The organism is Pseudomonas sp. USTB-Z (assembly GCF_019691255.1).
In the GTDB taxonomy this organism is placed as follows: Bacteria; Pseudomonadota; Gammaproteobacteria; order Pseudomonadales; family Pseudomonadaceae; genus Aquipseudomonas; species Aquipseudomonas alloputida.
Map to the genome: position 1 here is coordinate 25,616 of NZ_JAECZP010000033.1, position 15,868 is coordinate 41,483.

General features: G+C 65.8%; 12 protein-coding genes. 10 read left to right on the forward strand and 2 right to left on the reverse strand.

Annotated elements, in window-relative coordinates; all coding sequences use genetic code 11:
* Positions 1-66 precede the first annotated feature (66 nt).
* The 10 genes from I8746_RS25705 (at position 67) to I8746_RS25750 (ending at position 11,832) form a co-directional block, all read left to right on the forward strand.
* Complete coding sequence (locus I8746_RS25705) at positions 67-855, forward strand: alpha/beta fold hydrolase (RefSeq protein WP_014755900.1); 789 nt, start codon at positions 67-69, stop codon at positions 853-855.
* Positions 852-1,706: an alpha/beta hydrolase gene (locus tag I8746_RS25710; protein ID WP_014755901.1), complete on the forward strand. Its 855-nt coding sequence runs from the start codon at positions 852-854 to the stop codon at positions 1,704-1,706. Before I8746_RS25705 ends, I8746_RS25710 begins: the two co-directional genes overlap by 4 nt.
* 109 nt (positions 1,707-1,815) lie before the next feature.
* The gene (locus tag I8746_RS25715) at positions 1,816-2,610 is read left to right on the forward strand and encodes a DUF4892 domain-containing protein (RefSeq protein WP_014755902.1); all 795 of its coding nucleotides are present in this window, start codon (positions 1,816-1,818) and stop codon (positions 2,608-2,610) included.
* 12 nt (positions 2,611-2,622) lie between these two features.
* On the forward strand, positions 2,623-3,672 hold the full coding sequence (locus I8746_RS25720) for an AI-2E family transporter (RefSeq protein ID WP_003251487.1): 1,050 nt from the start codon (positions 2,623-2,625) through the stop codon (positions 3,670-3,672).
* Positions 3,673-3,910: 238 nt separating this feature from the next.
* The gene (gene kdpF, locus I8746_RS25725; RefSeq protein ID WP_003251485.1) at positions 3,911-4,000 is read left to right on the forward strand and encodes a K(+)-transporting ATPase subunit F; all 90 of its coding nucleotides are present in this window, start codon (positions 3,911-3,913) and stop codon (positions 3,998-4,000) included.
* 9 nt (positions 4,001-4,009) lie between these two features.
* Positions 4,010-5,704 carry a potassium-transporting ATPase subunit KdpA gene (gene kdpA, locus I8746_RS25730; RefSeq protein WP_012051750.1) on the forward strand — a complete coding sequence of 565 codons (1,695 nt, stop codon included), beginning with the start codon at positions 4,010-4,012 and terminating at the stop codon, positions 5,702-5,704.
* Positions 5,705-5,713: 9 nt separating this feature from the next.
* Complete coding sequence (gene kdpB, locus I8746_RS25735) at positions 5,714-7,768, forward strand: potassium-transporting ATPase subunit KdpB (RefSeq protein ID WP_014755903.1); 2,055 nt, start codon at positions 5,714-5,716, stop codon at positions 7,766-7,768.
* Positions 7,769-7,778: 10 nt separating this feature from the next.
* The gene (kdpC, locus tag I8746_RS25740; protein ID WP_003251480.1) at positions 7,779-8,336 is read left to right on the forward strand and encodes a potassium-transporting ATPase subunit KdpC; all 558 of its coding nucleotides are present in this window, start codon (positions 7,779-7,781) and stop codon (positions 8,334-8,336) included.
* 149 nt (positions 8,337-8,485) lie between these two features.
* A complete protein-coding gene (locus tag I8746_RS25745; RefSeq protein WP_014755905.1) occupies positions 8,486-11,140 on the forward strand; it encodes a sensor histidine kinase KdpD in 2,655 nt (884 codons plus the stop codon).
* On the forward strand, positions 11,137-11,832 hold the full coding sequence (locus I8746_RS25750; RefSeq protein WP_014590291.1) for a response regulator: 696 nt from the start codon (positions 11,137-11,139) through the stop codon (positions 11,830-11,832). Before I8746_RS25745 ends, I8746_RS25750 begins: the two co-directional genes overlap by 4 nt.
* Positions 11,833-11,879: 47 nt before the next feature.
* Here I8746_RS25750 and I8746_RS25755 read toward each other — a convergent pair whose 3' ends face one another.
* Together I8746_RS25755 and I8746_RS25760 are read right to left on the reverse strand one after the other, a co-directional pair.
* A complete protein-coding gene (locus I8746_RS25755; protein WP_012051754.1) occupies positions 11,880-12,785 on the reverse strand; it encodes a LysR family transcriptional regulator in 906 nt (301 codons plus the stop codon).
* 70 nt (positions 12,786-12,855) lie between these two features.
* Positions 12,856-15,786, reverse strand: a complete 2,931-nt coding sequence (locus tag I8746_RS25760; RefSeq protein WP_221101171.1) for an aminotransferase — start codon at positions 15,784-15,786, stop codon at positions 12,856-12,858.
* Positions 15,787-15,868 lie beyond the last annotated feature (82 nt).

Sequence of the window (15,868 nt, forward strand, 5' to 3'; positions counted from 1 at the left end):
ATGGACATTGCCGAACCGCCCCGCGATGCCGACAATGGGCCATCATTCCGGTCCGGACCAGGCGCCATGTCGCAGCAGATCTTCTTCGCCCATGCCAACGGTTTCCCATCGGCCACCTACGGCAAGCTGTTTGCAGCGCTGGCGCCGGACTATCAGGTGCAGCACCTGGCCCAGCACGGGCATGACCCGCGCTTTCCCGTGGACGAAAACTGGCAAAGCCTGGTCGATGAATTGTTGCATCACCTGGCGCAGCAGGACCAGCCGGTCTGGGGCGTCGGCCATTCGCTGGGTGGCGTGTTGCACCTGCACGCGGCATTGCGCTGCCCCGAGTACTACCGGGGGCTGGTGATGCTCGACTCCCCGGTGCTCACCCGCGCTGATCAATGGCTGCTGCGTACAGCCAAGCGCTTTGGTTTCATTGACCGCATCACACCGGCCGGGCGTACCCTGGGGCGTCGCGAAACGTTCAATGACCGCGACAGCGCCCGGGACTATTTCGCTGGCAAATCACTGTTCCGCCATTTCGATCCCGATTGCCTCGACGCTTATGTAGAACATGGCCTGCAGGTGGTGGAACAAGGGCTGCAGTTGCGCTTCGACCCTGCTACTGAAATCAGCATCTACCGCAGCATCCCGCATACCAGCCCCGCCCCTGCGCGCCAGTTGCAGGTGCCGCTGGCCATGGTGCGCGGCAACCGGAGCAACGTCATTCGTCGCCACCACACCTTGGCTGTGCGCAGTATGCCCAAAGGTGAATACCACAGTGTACCGGGTGGGCACATGTTCCCGCTGGAGCGCCCGGCCGACACTGCCAGCCTGATCAAGGGCCTGTTCGACCGCTGGAGCCAGGCATGAGCGCACACGTTGAGGAAATTCGTCTGAGCCTGGGCCATATCGAACTGGCTGCACACCTGTTCGGCCCCGAAGACGGGCTGCCGGTGATTGCCCTGCATGGCTGGCTGGACAATGCCAACAGCTTTGCCCGCCTGGCACCGCAACTGAAAGGTCTACGCCTCGTCGCCCTGGACCTGGCCGGCCATGGTTATTCGGAGCACCGCCCGCTTGGCGCCGGTTATGCCCTGGCCGACTATGCCCATGACGTGCTGCGCGTGGCCGAGCAACTGGGTTGGCCGCGTTTCGCCCTGCTGGGGCATTCGCTGGGCGCGATCATTTCGGTGCAACTGGCCGGTGCATTGCCCGATCGGGTCAGTCACCTGGCGCTTATCGACGGCGTGATCCCGCCGACTGGCGCCGAGCAGGACGCAGGTGAGCGCTTAGGGATGGCACTGCAAGCCCAGTTGCGGCTGGATGGCAAGCGCAAGTCGGTGTATGCGACATTGGAAGCAGGGGTGCAAGCCCGGATGAAAGGCATGGTCGCGGTCAGCCGTGAAGCGGCGGAGCTGCTGGCCCAGCGTGGCCTGATGCCGGTGCCCGGTGGCTACAGCTGGCGCAGCGACAGCCGGCTGACCCTGCCCTCGCCGGTGCGCCTGAGCGAGGCCCAGGCCATGGCCTATGTGCGGCGGGTGAGTTGCCCGGCGCTCTTGGTGGTGGCCGCCGACGGTATGCTGGCGCGCCACGCCGGGTTGCTGGAGCAGCTACCCTTTGAACAGGTGACACTACCCGGCGGCCATCACCTGCACCTGAACGATGCGCAGGGCGCGGCCCTTGTTGCAGACTGTATCAATCGCTTCTTTGGCTTTGCTTGACTTGCACCGGACAAGTGTCGAGGCTTGGCGGGTTGAACAGGGAGACAACCATGCAACTGCCAGACATCCTGGAGCTTCAATTCGGCGCTGAGCGCCGCCTGGTTCGCCAATGAGCGTACCCGTTTCCATTCGCACTGCCTTGGCTGCCTGTCTGGTGCTCGCCACCCCCGTGTCGTGGGCCGGCGTCCTGCCGGTCCCGCAGGACGCCAAGGTGGTCGATCAACGCCCGGCGACGGAACAGGAGCGGGTCTACCCGATGGGCCCGCTACGCAAGATCAGTGGCCGCCTGCGGGTCGATGACAAAGTCGAAAGCCGCGGTCAGGTCAGCTCGGTAACCTACGAATTGCCCGTCGAGCGGACTGCACGCGAGGCCTTCACCAGTGCCCGCGAAGCACTTGTGCGCGAGGGTGGCTACCCGTTGTTCTGGTGTCAGGGACGTGATTGCGGTGAGGCCAGCCTGTGGGCCAATGATGTGTTCGCCAATGCCCGCCTCAACGGAGGCGACGAGCAGCAGGCGTTCATCCTGCTACGCCGCTCGGCAGACGAGGCCGACACCCTGGTCGCGCTGTACAGCGTTACCCGTGGCAACCGCCGTGCCTATCTGCATGTGGAAGAGTTCATCGCAGGCAGCCCGCTGGGCGAGCTGCTGCCAACCGCCGCCACGGTGCTGCGCGAAATGCGTGACACCGGCAAGCTCGACTACCCTGACCTTGCTGCGCCGCAAGACGCCTGGGTAAACCTGCTGGCCCGCAGCCTGAACCTTGACAGCACCTTGCGCGTCAGCCTCAGTGGCGCCCAGGCTGAGGCCTGGCGCGAGGCGCTGGTCAAGGCCGGGGTGCGCAATCGCCGTCTTGAAGTCGGCAGCGCGCCTACAGACGGCCTGCACCTTGAACTGATCCCTTGAACGAGCACCCTCATGGTTAACAATGATCGCCTGCTGGTCCAGATTCTGCTGGTGGCGTTGCTAGGTGCCGGCCTGTGGGTGATGGCACCGTTCATATCGGCATTGCTGTGGGGGGCCATCCTGGCTTTTGCCAGCTGGCCGTTGATGCGCTTCCTTACGCGCCTGCTGGGCGGTCGTGAGACGCTGGCAGCCGGCCTGCTGACCATGGCCTGGATCCTGATCGTGGCACTGCCGCTGGTGTGGCTGGGGTTCAACCTGGCCGATCACATCCGCGACGCTACGGCGTTCGTGCGTGACGTGCAGGTCGACGGCCTGCCCGATGCACCGGCCTGGCTGGGTGGCATTCCATTCGTTGGCGAGCGTCTGGTCAACGGTTGGCAATCGCTGGACCAGCAAGGCGCAGCCTTGCTTACCTCGATCAAGCCTTACTTTGGGCAGGTGGGCAACTGGTTGCTGGCGCGCAGCGCGCAGATCGGCAGCGGCGTGCTGGAACTGACCCTGAGCCTGGTGTTCGTGTTCTTCTTCTACCGCGACGGGCCACGCTTGGCGGCATTCGTGCTGCGCTTGCTGCACCGGCTGGTGGGCGAACGCGCCGAGTATTACCTGGACCTGGTAGCCGCTACCGTGCAGCGGGTGGTCAACGGGGTGATCGGCACGGCGGCCGCGCAGGCCCTGCTGGCATTGATCGGCTTCCTGATCGCCGGGGTGCCCGGGGCGATCGTGCTGGGGTTGGTGACCTTCATGCTCAGCCTGATCCCCATGGGGCCGCCACTGGCCTGGATCCCGGCCACCGCTTGGCTGGTGTGGAAGGGCGAATACGGCATGGCGGTGTTCCTGGGCGTCTGGGGCACCTTCGTCATCAGTGGCGTGGACAACGTGCTCAAACCGTACCTGATCAGCCGTGGGGGCAACCTGCCGCTGGTGATCGTGCTGCTGGGCGTGTTCGGCGGCTTGCTTGCCTTCGGCTTCATTGGCCTGTTCATCGGGCCGACCTTGCTGGCGGTGGGCTACAGCCTCCTGCTGGACTGGAGCCGAAACGCGGCGCAGCCGCCACAACAGTAAGCCTGCGTCGGCCCTTTTGCGGGCTTGCCCGCTCCCACAGGTACCACACAGGCCGTTAAGGCTGTGCAGTGCCCGTGGGAACGGGCGAGCCCGCGAAGAGGCCGTTACAGGCAAACCACAACGCTGATCTTTACGCATTCTTTATCCCCACCCCCATCCCCCGATCTCGCCCCTTTACGCCCCTCCCTCGGACAATTTCCCCAAAGCGGCCCAAGCCGTAACACGGGGAGAACCACACATGAACATGCTCGACGGGCTGTCACTGCTGCTGGCAGTGGCATTGGCGTTTTATCTGCTGGTGGCGCTGCTGCGCGCCGATCGCAGCTAGGGAGCGGCCATGCACAGTTACGATTTCGCCTTGCTCCTGGCATTCTTTGCCATCGTGCTGCTACCAGCACCCTGGCTCGGGCGGTTCTACTTCAAGGTCATGGAAGGCCAGCGTACCTGGCTGACGCCTGTGCTGGGGCCGGTCGAGCAGGGCTGTTACCGGCTGGCGGGTGTGAACGCCAGCCAGGAGCAGAACTGGCGGCAATACACCCTGGCCCTGCTGGCGTTCAACCTGGTCGGCTTCCTGCTGCTGTTCAGCGTGCTGCTGTTGCAGGGCCACCTGCCACTCAACCCACAGCACCTGCCTGGCCAGGAATGGTCGCTGGCGTTCAACACCGCCGTCAGTTTCGTTACCAACACCAACTGGCAGGCCTACAGCGGTGAGGCGTCGGTCAGCTACCTGAGCCAGATGCTTGGCCTGACCGTGCAGAATTTTGTCAGCCCTGCCACCGGCCTGGCCGTGCTGGTTGCCCTGTGCCGCGGTATCGCCCGGCGCAGCGCGACGACGCTGGGCAACTTCTGGGTCGACATGACCCGTGCCACCCTCTACGGCCTGTTGCCGCTGTGCTTGCTGCTGGCGCTGTTGCTGGTGTGGCAGGGCGTACCGCAGACCTTTGCCGACTACGCCCACGCGCTGACCTTGCAAGGTGCCGACCAGACCATTCCGCTGGGGCCGGCCGCCAGCCAGATCGCCATCAAGCAATTGGGTACCAATGGCGGTGGCTTCTTCGGCGTCAACTCGGCGCACCCGTTCGAAAACCCAACGGCCTGGAGCAACCTGTTCGAGGTGGCATCGATCATCCTCATTCCGGTGGCGTTGGTGTTCACCTTCGGTCACTACGTGAAGGACCTGCGTCAGAGCCGCGCCATCCTCGCCTGCATGCTTGCCCTGTTCCTGATCGGCGGTAGCACGGCGCTGTGGTCCGAGCACCAGCCAAACCCGGCCCTGGACAGCACGCAGGTGCAGCAGACCGCCCCCCTGGAGGGCAAGGAAAGCCGCTTCGGCACCACCGGTTCGGTGCTGTGGGCGGTCACCACCACCGCCGCCTCCAACGGTTCGGTCAACGCCATGCACGACAGCCTGAACCCGCTGACCGGTATGGTGGCGATGGTCAACATGATGGTCGGCGAGGTGATATTCGGCGGCGTCGGCGCGGGCCTCTACGGCATGCTGCTGTTCGTCCTTATCGCGGTGTTCCTGGCCGGGCTGATGATTGGCCGTACCCCGGAATACCTGGGCAAGAAGCTGCAGGCCCGTGAAGTGCAGCTTCTGGTGGCAACCCTGCTGGTGATGCCGGTCGGCGTGCTGGTACTTGGCGCCATCGCCGCCAGCCTGCCCGGCCCGGCCGGGGCGGTCACCAACCCGGGGGCGCATGGTTTCAGCCAGTTGCTGTACGCCTATACCTCGGGCTCGGCCAACAACGGCTCGGCCTTTGCCGGGTTTGGCGCCAACACCGTGTACCACAACCTGATGATCGGCCTGGCCATGCTCATCGGCCGCTTCGGCTACATCCTGCCGATACTGGCGTTGGCCGGCAGCCTGGCGGCGAAAAAAAGCGCGCCGCTGGGGCAGAACAGCTTCCCGACTCACGGCCCGCTGTTCACCGGCTTGCTGCTGGTGACCATCCTGCTGGTCGGTGGCCTGACCTTCCTGCCGACCCTGGCCCTTGGGCCAATCGCCGAACACCTTAGCCTGGGTTTTTGAGGACCGATCATGAACATGCCCATTCCTGAAGTGAATAGCCGGCACAATGCCAAGGACCAGACCCGCTTCGCCGCGCTGTGGCGCCCGGCGCTGGTGCAGGCGTTCGTCAAGCTCGACCCGCGTCAGCTCAAGCGCTCCCCGGTAATGCTGGTGGTGGCCCTGACCGCGGTGCTGACCACCGTGCTGTGTTTCGCCCCCGGCGGCGGCGTGAGCACCGGTGTTGCGGTGCAGATTGCCCTGTGGCTGTGGTTCACCGTGTTGTTCGCCAACTTCGCCGAGGCGTTGGCCGAAGGCCGTGGCAAGGCCCGCGCCGACAGCCTCAAGGCCGGCAGCCAGGGCCTGACCGCCCAGCGTCGTCTGCGTGATGGCAGCTACGAGACGGTAGCTGCCAGCGCGCTGCGCAAGGACGATTTGGTACGCGTGGTCGCCGGCGAAATGATCCCCGGCGACGGCGAGGTGATTGAAGGCATTGCGGCCGTCAACGAGGCCGCCATTACCGGCGAGTCCGCGCCGGTCATACGCGAATCAGGTGGCGACCGCTCGGCGGTGACCGGCAATACGCGGCTGGTCTCCGACTGGCTGCTTGTCCGCATCACCAGCAACCCGGGCGAGTCGACCCTGGACCGCATGATCGCCCTGGTTGAAGGGGCCAAGCGGCAGAAGACCCCGAACGAAATCGCCCTCGACATCCTGCTGATCGGCCTGACCCTGATTTTCCTGATCGTGGTGGTGACCTTGCAGCCGTTCGCCCACTTCGTGGGTGGCAGCCTGCCGCTGATCTTCCTGGCCGCGCTGCTGGTGACGCTGATCCCGACCACCATCGGCGGCCTGCTGTCGGCCATCGGTATCGCCGGCATGGACAGGCTGGTACGGCTGAATGTCATTGCCCGCTCGGGCCGCGCCGTCGAGGCGGCCGGGGACGTGCATACGCTGATGCTCGACAAGACCGGCACCATCACCTTCGGTAACCGCCGCTGCAGCGCACTGCATGCTGCACCGGGCATTACCGCCAAGGAACTGGGGGAGGGCGCCTTGCTGGCGTCGCTGGCCGACGACACCGCTGAAGGCAAATCGATTGTCGAATACCTGCGCCAGTTGCACGACTTTGTCGACCCGCCTGCCGGGCAGTTCGAAGCGGTGGCGTTCAGTGCCGAGACACGCCTGTCGGGCATCGACTTCCAGCAGCACCGCTACCGCAAGGGCGCCGTCGATGCGGTGCTGGCCTTCGTCGGTATGCAACGCCTGGAAATGCCGGCGGCGCTGGCCCGTGAAGTCGAACGCATCGCGCAGAGTGGTGGCACCCCGTTGCTGGTGTGCGTCGACAAGCGCTTGCTGGGTGTGATCCACCTCAAGGACGTGGTCAAGCCTGGCATCCGCGAGCGCTTCGCCGAGCTGCGCAAGCTGGGCATCCGCACGGTGATGGTAACCGGCGACAACCCGTTGACTGCGGCCGCCATCGCCGCCGAAGCGGGGGTAGATGACGTGCTGGCCGAGGCCACGCCCGAGAAGAAGCTGGCGCGTATTCGCCAGGAGCAGAATGACGGCCGCCTGGTTGCCATGTGTGGCGACGGTGCCAACGACGCCCCGGCACTGGCCCAGGCTGACGTAGGCATGGCCATGAACGACGGCACTCAGGCTGCGCGGGAGGCCGCCAACATGGTCGACCTGGACAGCGACCCGACCAAGCTGCTGGACGTAGTCCAGGTCGGCAAGGAGCTGCTGGTCACCCGCGGTGCGTTGACAACGTTCTCCATTGCCAACGACGTGGCCAAATACTTCGCCATCCTGCCGGCGCTGTTCGCTGCCATCTACCCGCAACTGGGTGTGCTCAACCTGATGCAACTGGCCAGCCCGCAGAGCGCCATCCTGTCGGCGATCGTGTTCAACGCGCTGATCATCATCGTGCTGATCCCGCTGGCGCTGCGTGGGGTGCGCGTGCAGGCGGCCAGTGCGGCGCACCTGTTGCGGCGCAACCTGCTGATCTACGGGCTGGGTGGCATTGTGGTGCCGTTTGCCGGGATCAAGCTGATCGACCTGCTGCTCAACGCCCTGAACCTGGTCTGAGGAGGCCGCCATGACTGCTTATCTACGCCCGGCATTGAGCCTGGCTTTGTTGATGACCCTGGTGACGGGCGCCCTGTATCCGCTGGCGGTGACCGGTATTGCCCAAGTCGCTTTCCCGAACCAGGCCAACGGTAGCCTGGTACGCGATGCGCAAGGCCAGGTGCGGGGTTCGGCATTGATCGCCCAGGACTTCCAGGGCGATGGCTGGTTCCACTCGCGGCCCTCGGCAGGTGCCTACGCGACCGTGGCCAGCGGCGCCAGCAACCTGTCGCCGAGCAACCCGGCGCTGGCTGAGCGGGTAAAGGGCGATGCGGCCACGTTGTATCAGGCGCAGCAGGGGCCAGTGCCGCAGGCGCTGCTGACCACCTCGGGCAGCGGCCTGGACCCGCACCTGCCACCGGAGGCCTTGGCCTATCAGATCCCGCGGGTGGCGGCGGCACGGCAGCTGCCGGTCGAGCGCTTGCAAGCCTTGCTGGAACAGGCCACCCTCCACCCATTGATCGGCCCGCCGGTGGTCAACGTGCTGGCGTTGAACCAGGCCTTGGAAAAGCTTGCCATTGTCAGGTAATCGAAGCGCTGGCAGGAAGCCTGTAGGAGCGGGTTTACCCGCGAATGCGGTGGTGGTGCCACTGACGTATTCGCGGGTAAACACGCTCCTACACGTTAAGGGGGCTTTCCCTGAAGTGGCCGACTGCTGGAAAAAGCAAAGGATGAAACATGAGTGACTCCGCCCGCGCCGATGCGCTGTTGGCCAACCTCCCACGCACCGGCCGGGGCCGGCTGAAGGTGTTCCTCGGCGCTGCCCCCGGCGTCGGCAAGACCTTCGCCATGCTCCAGGCCGCACACGCCCAGCAACGCCAGGGCGTGCAGGTGTTGGCCGGGGTGGTCGAAACCCATGGCCGCGCCGAAACCGAAGCGTTGCTCGGAGGGCTGCATCAGCAGCCCTTGCTGCGTAGCCAGTACCGTGGCGTCACCCTCGAGGAAATGGACCTTGACGGCCTGTTGCGTGCCGCACCGGCCTTGGCCCTGGTGGACGAACTGGCCCACACGAACGCCCCCGGCAGCCGCCACGCCAAACGCTGGCAGGACGTGCAAGAACTCTTGGCCGCAGGCATCGACGTGTACACCACGGTCAACGTCCAGCACCTGGAAAGCCTCAACGACAAGGTCCGTGACATTACCGGCGTGCAAGTGCGCGAGACCCTGCCGGACTGGGTGCTGCAGGAAGCGTTCGAGCTGGTGCTGATCGACCTGCCTCCGCGAGAGCTGCTCGAACGCCTGCGTGAAGGCAAGGTGTACGTGCCCGAGCAAGCTCGGGCGGCCATCGATGCGTACTTTTCGCAAACCAACCTCACCGCCCTGCGCGAGCTGGCCATGCAGACCGCCGCTGCTCAGGTCGATGCCGACCTGGCCCACGGCTATCGTCAGCGCGGCCAGGAGGCGCCGGCCTTGCGCGGCCGGTTGCTGGTGGGCATAGACGGTGATGACCAGGCCGAACGCCTGGTGCGCCATGCCAGCCGCGTGGCCCAGCGCCGCCACCTGCCGTGGAGCCTGGTGCATGTGGACAACGGCCGCCTGCGTGACGAAACCGCACGGCATCGTTTGCAAGCCGCGCAGCAACTGGCCGAGCGACTGGGCGGGGAGGTGGTGCTGCTGCGTGCTGGCGAAGTGGCCCGTACGCTGATCCAGCATGCTGTCGAACGGCGGGCCAGCCTGGTGCTGGTCGGGCAGTCCCGCAACCGCCTGCGTCGGCGTTTGTTCGGCGCGGGTGTGGCGGCGCGGCTGCTGCGCGAAAGCCGTGGCCTGGAAATCAACGTGCTGGACCGCGACGTGCAGCCGCCAGCGCCGCGTTCAGCCGTGCGGCGGGTGTGGGTGTGGCGTCATTACCTGCTGGCGCTGCTGGCCACCGTGATGGCTGCGGGTCTGGCCTGGGCGGTGTCCAGTGTGCTGGCGCTGCCCAATATCTCGCTGGTGTTCCTGGCGGCGGTGTTGCTGGTCGCAGTGCGCAGTAGCCTGGGACCTGCGCTGGCTTGCGCCGCGCTGTCGTTCCTGGCCTATGACTTCCTGTTCATACCGCCCAACTTCTCGTTCACCATCCAGCGCGAAGAAGACGTGCTGACCCTGGTGTTCTTTCTGTTGATGGCTGCGCTCACCGGCAACCTGGCCGCGCGCCAGCGTCGCCAGTTGCAGGCGCTGCGCGAGACCCAGGCGCAGACCAGCCAGTTGCTCGACCTGTCTCGCCGCTTGACGGTAGCCACCGACCGCCAAGCCATATTCAAGGCTGCCGGCCAGCACCTGGACGGCTGGCAGGACACCCAGGTGTGCTTGCTGGAGCGCAACGCCGAAGGCCAGTTGCAAGTGGCCAGCGGGGAAGCCTGCACCTTCAGCGACACCGAACGGGCGGCTGCCGATTGGGCCTGGCAGCACGGGCAGGCCGCCGGCCACGGCAGCGATACCCTGCCTAATGGCCGCTGGTGGTGGTGGCCATTGGCGGTGGACGATCAGCCGCTGGCGCTGCTGGGCGTGCGCCCGCGCAACGGGCAGCCGCTCAGCGACCCACGGCGGCGCCTGCTCACCGCCCTAGGCCAGCCCCTGGCCCAGGCCCTGGCCCGCGCACGCCTGGCCGAACAGCTGGAAGCCGCACGCCTGCACGGCGAAACCGAGCAACTGCGCAGCGCCCTGCTGGCTTCCGTATCCCATGACTTGCGCACGCCGTTGACCGCCATGCGTGGCAGCATCGACAGCCTGCTGGCGTTGGGCGATGCGATCCCGGCTGAAGACCGCCGCGAGCTGCTGGAGGGCACCCGTAACGAAGCCGAACGCCTCGATCGCTACATCCAGAACCTGCTGGACATGACCCGCCTGGGCCATGGCGGCCTCAAGCTGGCCCGCGACTGGGTGGCCCCGGCGGATATCGTCGGCAGTGCGCTCAACCGCCTGCGGGTGGTGCTGGCGCCGCTGCGTGTGCACACGGACGTGCCGGCCGAGCTGCCATTGCTGTTCGTGCATGCGGCGTTGATCGAGCAGGCACTGGTCAACGTGCTGGAAAACGCCGCACGCTTTTCGCCGGCCAATGGTCGGCTTGAGCTGCAGGTGGCGGTGCATGACGACCAGCTGCGCTTGACCGTCAGCGACCAGGGCCCCGGCATTCCCGAAGCCGACCGCGAGAAAATCTTCGACATGTTCTACACCGCCGCCCGTGGCGACCGCGGCGGGCAGGGTACCGGGCTGGGCCTGGCGATCTGCCAGGGCATGATCGGTGCCCATGGCGGGCAGATTCTGGTGGGCGAAGGCATTGATGGCCAAGGCACCAGCATCACTCTATGCTTGCCGCTGCCTCCTCAACCTGAAGCCGAAAGCGAAACCCCATGAGCCAGTCCGCCACCCTGTTGGTCATCGACGATGAACCGCAGATCCGCAAGTTCCTGCGTATCAGCCTGGCCTCGCAAGGCTACAAGGTGCTGGAGGCCGCCACCGGTGCCGAAGGGTTGGCCCAGGCGGCATTGGGCAAGCCGGACCTGGTGGTGCTCGACCTGGGGCTGCCGGACATGGACGGCCAGCAGGTACTGCGTGAGTTGCGCGAATGGAGTGCAGTGCCGGTGATGGTGTTGTCGGTGCGTGCCAGTGAAGTGCAGAAGGTCGATGCGCTGGATGGTGGTGCCAATGACTATGTGACCAAGCCGTTCGGTATCCAGGAGTTTCTCGCGCGCGTGCGGGCGTTGCTGCGCCAGGTGCCCCAAGCCGGCGGCTCGGAAGTGGCGGCCAGCTTTGGGCCGCTGACGGTGGATTTTGCCTTCCGCCGGGTGACGCTCGAGGGTGTTGAGGTGGCATTGACACGCAAGGAGTATGCTTTGCTGGCGCTGTTGGCCGGGCACCCCGGGCGGGTAATTACCCAGCAGCAGCTGCTCAAGGATATCTGGGGGCCGACCCATGCGGAGGATACCCACTACCTGCGCATCGTGGTCGGGCATCTGCGACAGAAACTGGGCGATGACCCCACGGCGCCGCGGTTCATCATTACCGAGGCGGGGGTTGGCTACAGGCTGGTAGCGCCGACAGCATAACCCTCCCAAAGGCGATCGCCTGCAGGGCCTGGACGTGCGCAAGGGTGTCAGGCCCTGGGGGGCTCCTTCTCGAACAGCTGGCGCATGACTTCCAGGTAGCGTCGCGCGCCCAGGCCCAACGGGCGCGACTTGATCCAGATGATGTCTACCCACAAGCGCAGGCGGCTGGCCATGTTGTCGAAGCGCACCTCGGCCAGTGCGCCCGAGGCAATCAGCGGTTCGACCAATGGCTGCGGCAGGTAGGCCCAGCCCAGCCCGGACTGCACCAGGTCCAGCGTGGCCAGGTAGCTGTCGGTCAGCCAGATGCGCCGGGACAGCACCATGCGTGGGTCCGATCCGGTGGCCTTGCCCGAAGCCACGATGATCTGCCGTTGTTCGGCAAAGGCCTCTTCAGGCAATGGCGTACCGCTGTTCTGCCCGGCCGGATGGCGCGGTGAGGCAACGGCCACCAGCAGTTGGCTGCCGGCTTCGAGGAAGGATTCGCGCTCATCGATGCCGGGCCGTTCGAACACCAATGCCAATTGCACACTGCCGTCATGCAGCAGGCGAATGGCCTCGGTCTGGGTGGCCGAACGTACCTCGACTTCCAGGCTGGGAAATGCCTGGGCGAGGATTTCCAACGGCTGGCTCCAGCGGCCGGTCTGCAACTCGGGCGCCATGGCGATGGTCAGGCGCTTTTCCAGGCCTTTGTGCAATTGCAGGGCCTGGGCATCCAGCAGGTTGAGTTGGCAGATGACCTGCCTGGCCTGAGGTTCCAGCGCCAGGGCGGCGTTGGTGGGCAAGGCTTTGCGCGTGGCCCGGTCGAACAGGGGCAGGTCCAGTTCCGCTTCCAGTTGGGCGATTGCCATGCTCACGGCTGAAGGCACACGGCCCAGCTTGCGGGCGGCGGCGGAGAACGAGCCGGCATCGAGCACCGCGAGGAAAATCGCCAGGGAGTCGCTGGTAAAGGCCATTGTCGAAAACCTGCTGACGGGAGCGTTGTGGCCGAAAAGTATGAACACTCATCGGCCAGCTTCACAATCCCTACAGCCCTTCACCCAGTACCTGATCAATACAATCGACAAAGTAGTCCACGCTCGCCCGGCTGGTGCACATCGGTGGCTTGATCTTGAGGATGTTCAGGTAGTCGCCGGTCGGCTGCATGAAGATGCCCAGGTCACGCAGGCGATCGCACAGCATCATGGTTTCTTCGGTGGCCGGCTCCAGGGTGGTGCGGTCGCGCACCAGTTCCAGCCCCAGGTAGAAGCCCGAACCATGTGCCGCTCCGGCCAGCGGGTGCTTGTCGACCAGCGCCTGCAGGCGTGCCTTGAAGTAGCGCCCGGTGTCACGAGCGTTGTCCCACAGGCCTTCCTCCTGCATGACATCCAGCACCGCCATGCCGATGCGGCAACTGACCGGGCTGCCACCGGCCGAGGAGAAGAAGTAGCCCTCGGCCTCCAGCGCCTCGGCGATTTCGCGACGGGTGATGACCACGCCCAGTGGCTGGCCGTTACCCATGCCCTTGGCCATGGTAATGATGTCCGGCACCACGCCCTGTTCCTCGAAGCCCCAGAAGTACTCGCCCAGGCGGCCATAGCCCACCTGCACTTCGTCGGCGATGCACACCCCGCCGCGGGCGCGGACTTTGGCATAGGCTGCACGCAGGTAGCCTGCGGGCAGTGAGATACCGCCGGCATTGCCGTACACCGGTTCGCAGATGATGCCCGCCAGCTGACGGCCACGGGCGTCGAGGTCAGCCAGCTTGGCGTCGACGTCTTGCAGGTAGTCGGCGGCGCTGTCGGCCCCGCGGAAGCGGCCGCGGAAGGTGTTCGGTGCTTCGACCGGGTGTACCCAGTCTGGGCGGGTTTCCAGGGCTTGCGGGTTGTCGGCGATCGACGTGGAGATGGCATCGGTGGCCACCGACCAGCCGTGGTAGGCCTCCAGCACACTGAGCAGATCGCGCCCGCCACTGTAGGCCCAGGCCAGACGAATCGCCAGGTCGTTGGCCTCGGTGCCGCTGTTGACCATGAACACCCGGTCGAAACCTTCGGGGGCCAGGTCCAGCAGGCGCTCGGAGAATTCGGTGATTGCTGCGTAATGGAAGCGCGAGTTGGTGTTCAGCAGCGACCACTGCCGCGCCGACTCGGCAACCATGCGTGGATGGCCATGGCCCAGCACCGCGACGTTGTTGAGCATGTCCAGATAGGAACGGCCCTGCATGTCGATCAGGTAGTTGCGCCAGCCACGTTCAATGTGCGGCGGTTGCGCGTAGTAGTGCTTCTGCGAGCGGGCGAAGCTGGCATCGCGGCGGGCCAGCAGCGCTTGCGGATCGGGTAGCGGCTCGGCATCGCAATCGAAGCCCAGCAGGGCGGCCGGTGACGGGCACAGGGCCAGCCAGGCGGCGGCTTGTGAAGGTGTGGCGAAGCGCGGCGGATGGATGCCATTGTCCAGGCACAACTGCACGCTGAGGAAGCCGCAGCTGCTGCCCAGGAACTGGCCCTTTTCCACGGCCTGGCCGTCTGCCGGTGCGTCTTCCAGGCCTTGCAGCCACAAAGCCCAATGCGGGGTGCGCAGGCAGCCCCGGCCGTCGCCGCGGTGCTGCCAGGTGCCGGCTGCCGGCGCTTGCACCGGGCTGCCGTTGGGCACATGCAGCTCGACGCCAAGGGCGCAGGTGGCGGGTTCGTCGGGGCGGTCGATATGGGTCTGCGACAGGCGATACTGCCCGTGCAGGCTGCAGGCCGGGGCAGGGTGCAGGGTTAATAGACGTTGGTCGAAGCCGGGTTGCTCCCAGTTGCCCGCTTCACAATGCTCGCTGAGCACGCCGAGGTCCACGCGCGTCACCGGTTGCCCCGCAAGTTCGGGCAGCAGCGGCGCGCAGCCGGTCAGGTCTGGCGTGGCGGGCTGCAGGCCGGCAGCTTGCAGGATGGCCGCTTGCATTAGCGCGAAAGGCACGGCGGTGGCGGTATCGAAGATTTCCCACTCATGGGCGACGTTGTCGCGGGTGTACTGGTTGCCCGGGTCCACGGCCAGTTGCTGCGCACTGCTCAGCACCAGCACTGCCGCGCGGTTCAGTACCAGAGGCCACAACGCACGCAGCTCGGCGTCGGTCAGCGGGTTGAGCGCCTGGTAGGCGCTGATCGCCGGCAGGATCCGCAGCGGGTCGCCTTCGGCGTGATGCAGCAGCGCCGCGCAGGTCACCGACAGGTCGGCGATGCGCCACGTGCGCAGCAGGTCGCCGAAGTCGATCACTCCTTGCAACTGCCACTGGCGCTCGCCATCACGGGCCCAGACGGTGTTGTCGTCGGTAATGTCCAGGTGCACGGCCTGGCTTGGCAGCCGATCAACCAGCGGTGCGAGGTGTTCGTCGGCGACGCGGGTGGCGTGTTCGATGCGGACGCGTTGCTCGGTGTTGTGCAGGACGGGCAGCAGATGCTGGATCAACGCCTGGGCGTGTTGCGGGTCCCACTGCAGGGTGCGCGCAAGGCCGGGGTGGTCGAAATCGGCCAGGGCGCTGTCGAGCCGCGCGCACAGCCTGCCCATTTCGGCCATCACCTGCGCTGGCATGTGCTTGAGACGCGTCAACGGTTGACCGTCAATGTAGTCGAGCAGGCGTACCCGCAGCGGTTGGCCATCAACCTCCACGGCCAGCAAGTTTTCGCCGCTGTGCGCCGCACGTACTGCGGGCACCGACAGGCCGTGCTCACGCAGGTAGGCGAGGGCGGCATGCTGCGCCTCCAGCTCCACCTTGGCGTAGCTGTCATGACAGGCCTTGAGCACGAACTGCCCTCCAGCCGTGTCGACCCGGAAGTTCAGGTCCTGCTGACTGCCCAATGCCGACAACCCACCGGCAAGGCCGTAGTGCATCTGCAGCAAGGCATGCGCCTGGGCTTCGCTGAGCGTGGGGCCTGGCAGGCCGGCGCGCTGGATGAGCTGCTCGAGGGCAGGGGAGACGTTTTTTTGTTGTTGACTGGGCATGGGCTCTACCGTTGGAGCAGGGGTGACAGCAGCGACTGTATGCCCGATCTGGCTGATGATGAAAGACGATCGTGATCAGAAA

Coding starts and splice junctions, on each gene's coding strand:
- I8746_RS25705 (WP_014755900.1), top strand. CDS start 67: ATGTCGCAGCAGATCTTCTTCGCCCATGCCAACGGTTTCCCATCGGCC.
- I8746_RS25715 (WP_014755902.1), top strand. CDS start 1,816: ATGAGCGTACCCGTTTCCATTCGCACTGCCTTGGCTGCCTGTCTGGTG.
- I8746_RS25710 (WP_014755901.1), top strand. CDS start 852: ATGAGCGCACACGTTGAGGAAATTCGTCTGAGCCTGGGCCATATCGAA.
- kdpF (WP_003251485.1), top strand. CDS start 3,911: ATGAACATGCTCGACGGGCTGTCACTGCTGCTGGCAGTGGCATTGGCG.
- I8746_RS25720 (WP_003251487.1), top strand. CDS start 2,623: ATGGTTAACAATGATCGCCTGCTGGTCCAGATTCTGCTGGTGGCGTTG.
- kdpB (WP_014755903.1), top strand. CDS start 5,714: ATGAACATGCCCATTCCTGAAGTGAATAGCCGGCACAATGCCAAGGAC.
- kdpC (WP_003251480.1), top strand. CDS start 7,779: ATGACTGCTTATCTACGCCCGGCATTGAGCCTGGCTTTGTTGATGACC.
- I8746_RS25760 (WP_221101171.1), bottom strand. CDS start 15,786: ATGCCCAGTCAACAACAAAAAAACGTCTCCCCTGCCCTCGAGCAGCTC.
- I8746_RS25755 (WP_012051754.1), bottom strand. CDS start 12,785: ATGGCCTTTACCAGCGACTCCCTGGCGATTTTCCTCGCGGTGCTCGAT.
- kdpA (WP_012051750.1), top strand. CDS start 4,010: ATGCACAGTTACGATTTCGCCTTGCTCCTGGCATTCTTTGCCATCGTG.
- I8746_RS25745 (WP_014755905.1), top strand. CDS start 8,486: ATGAGTGACTCCGCCCGCGCCGATGCGCTGTTGGCCAACCTCCCACGC.
- I8746_RS25750 (WP_014590291.1), top strand. CDS start 11,137: ATGAGCCAGTCCGCCACCCTGTTGGTCATCGACGATGAACCGCAGATC.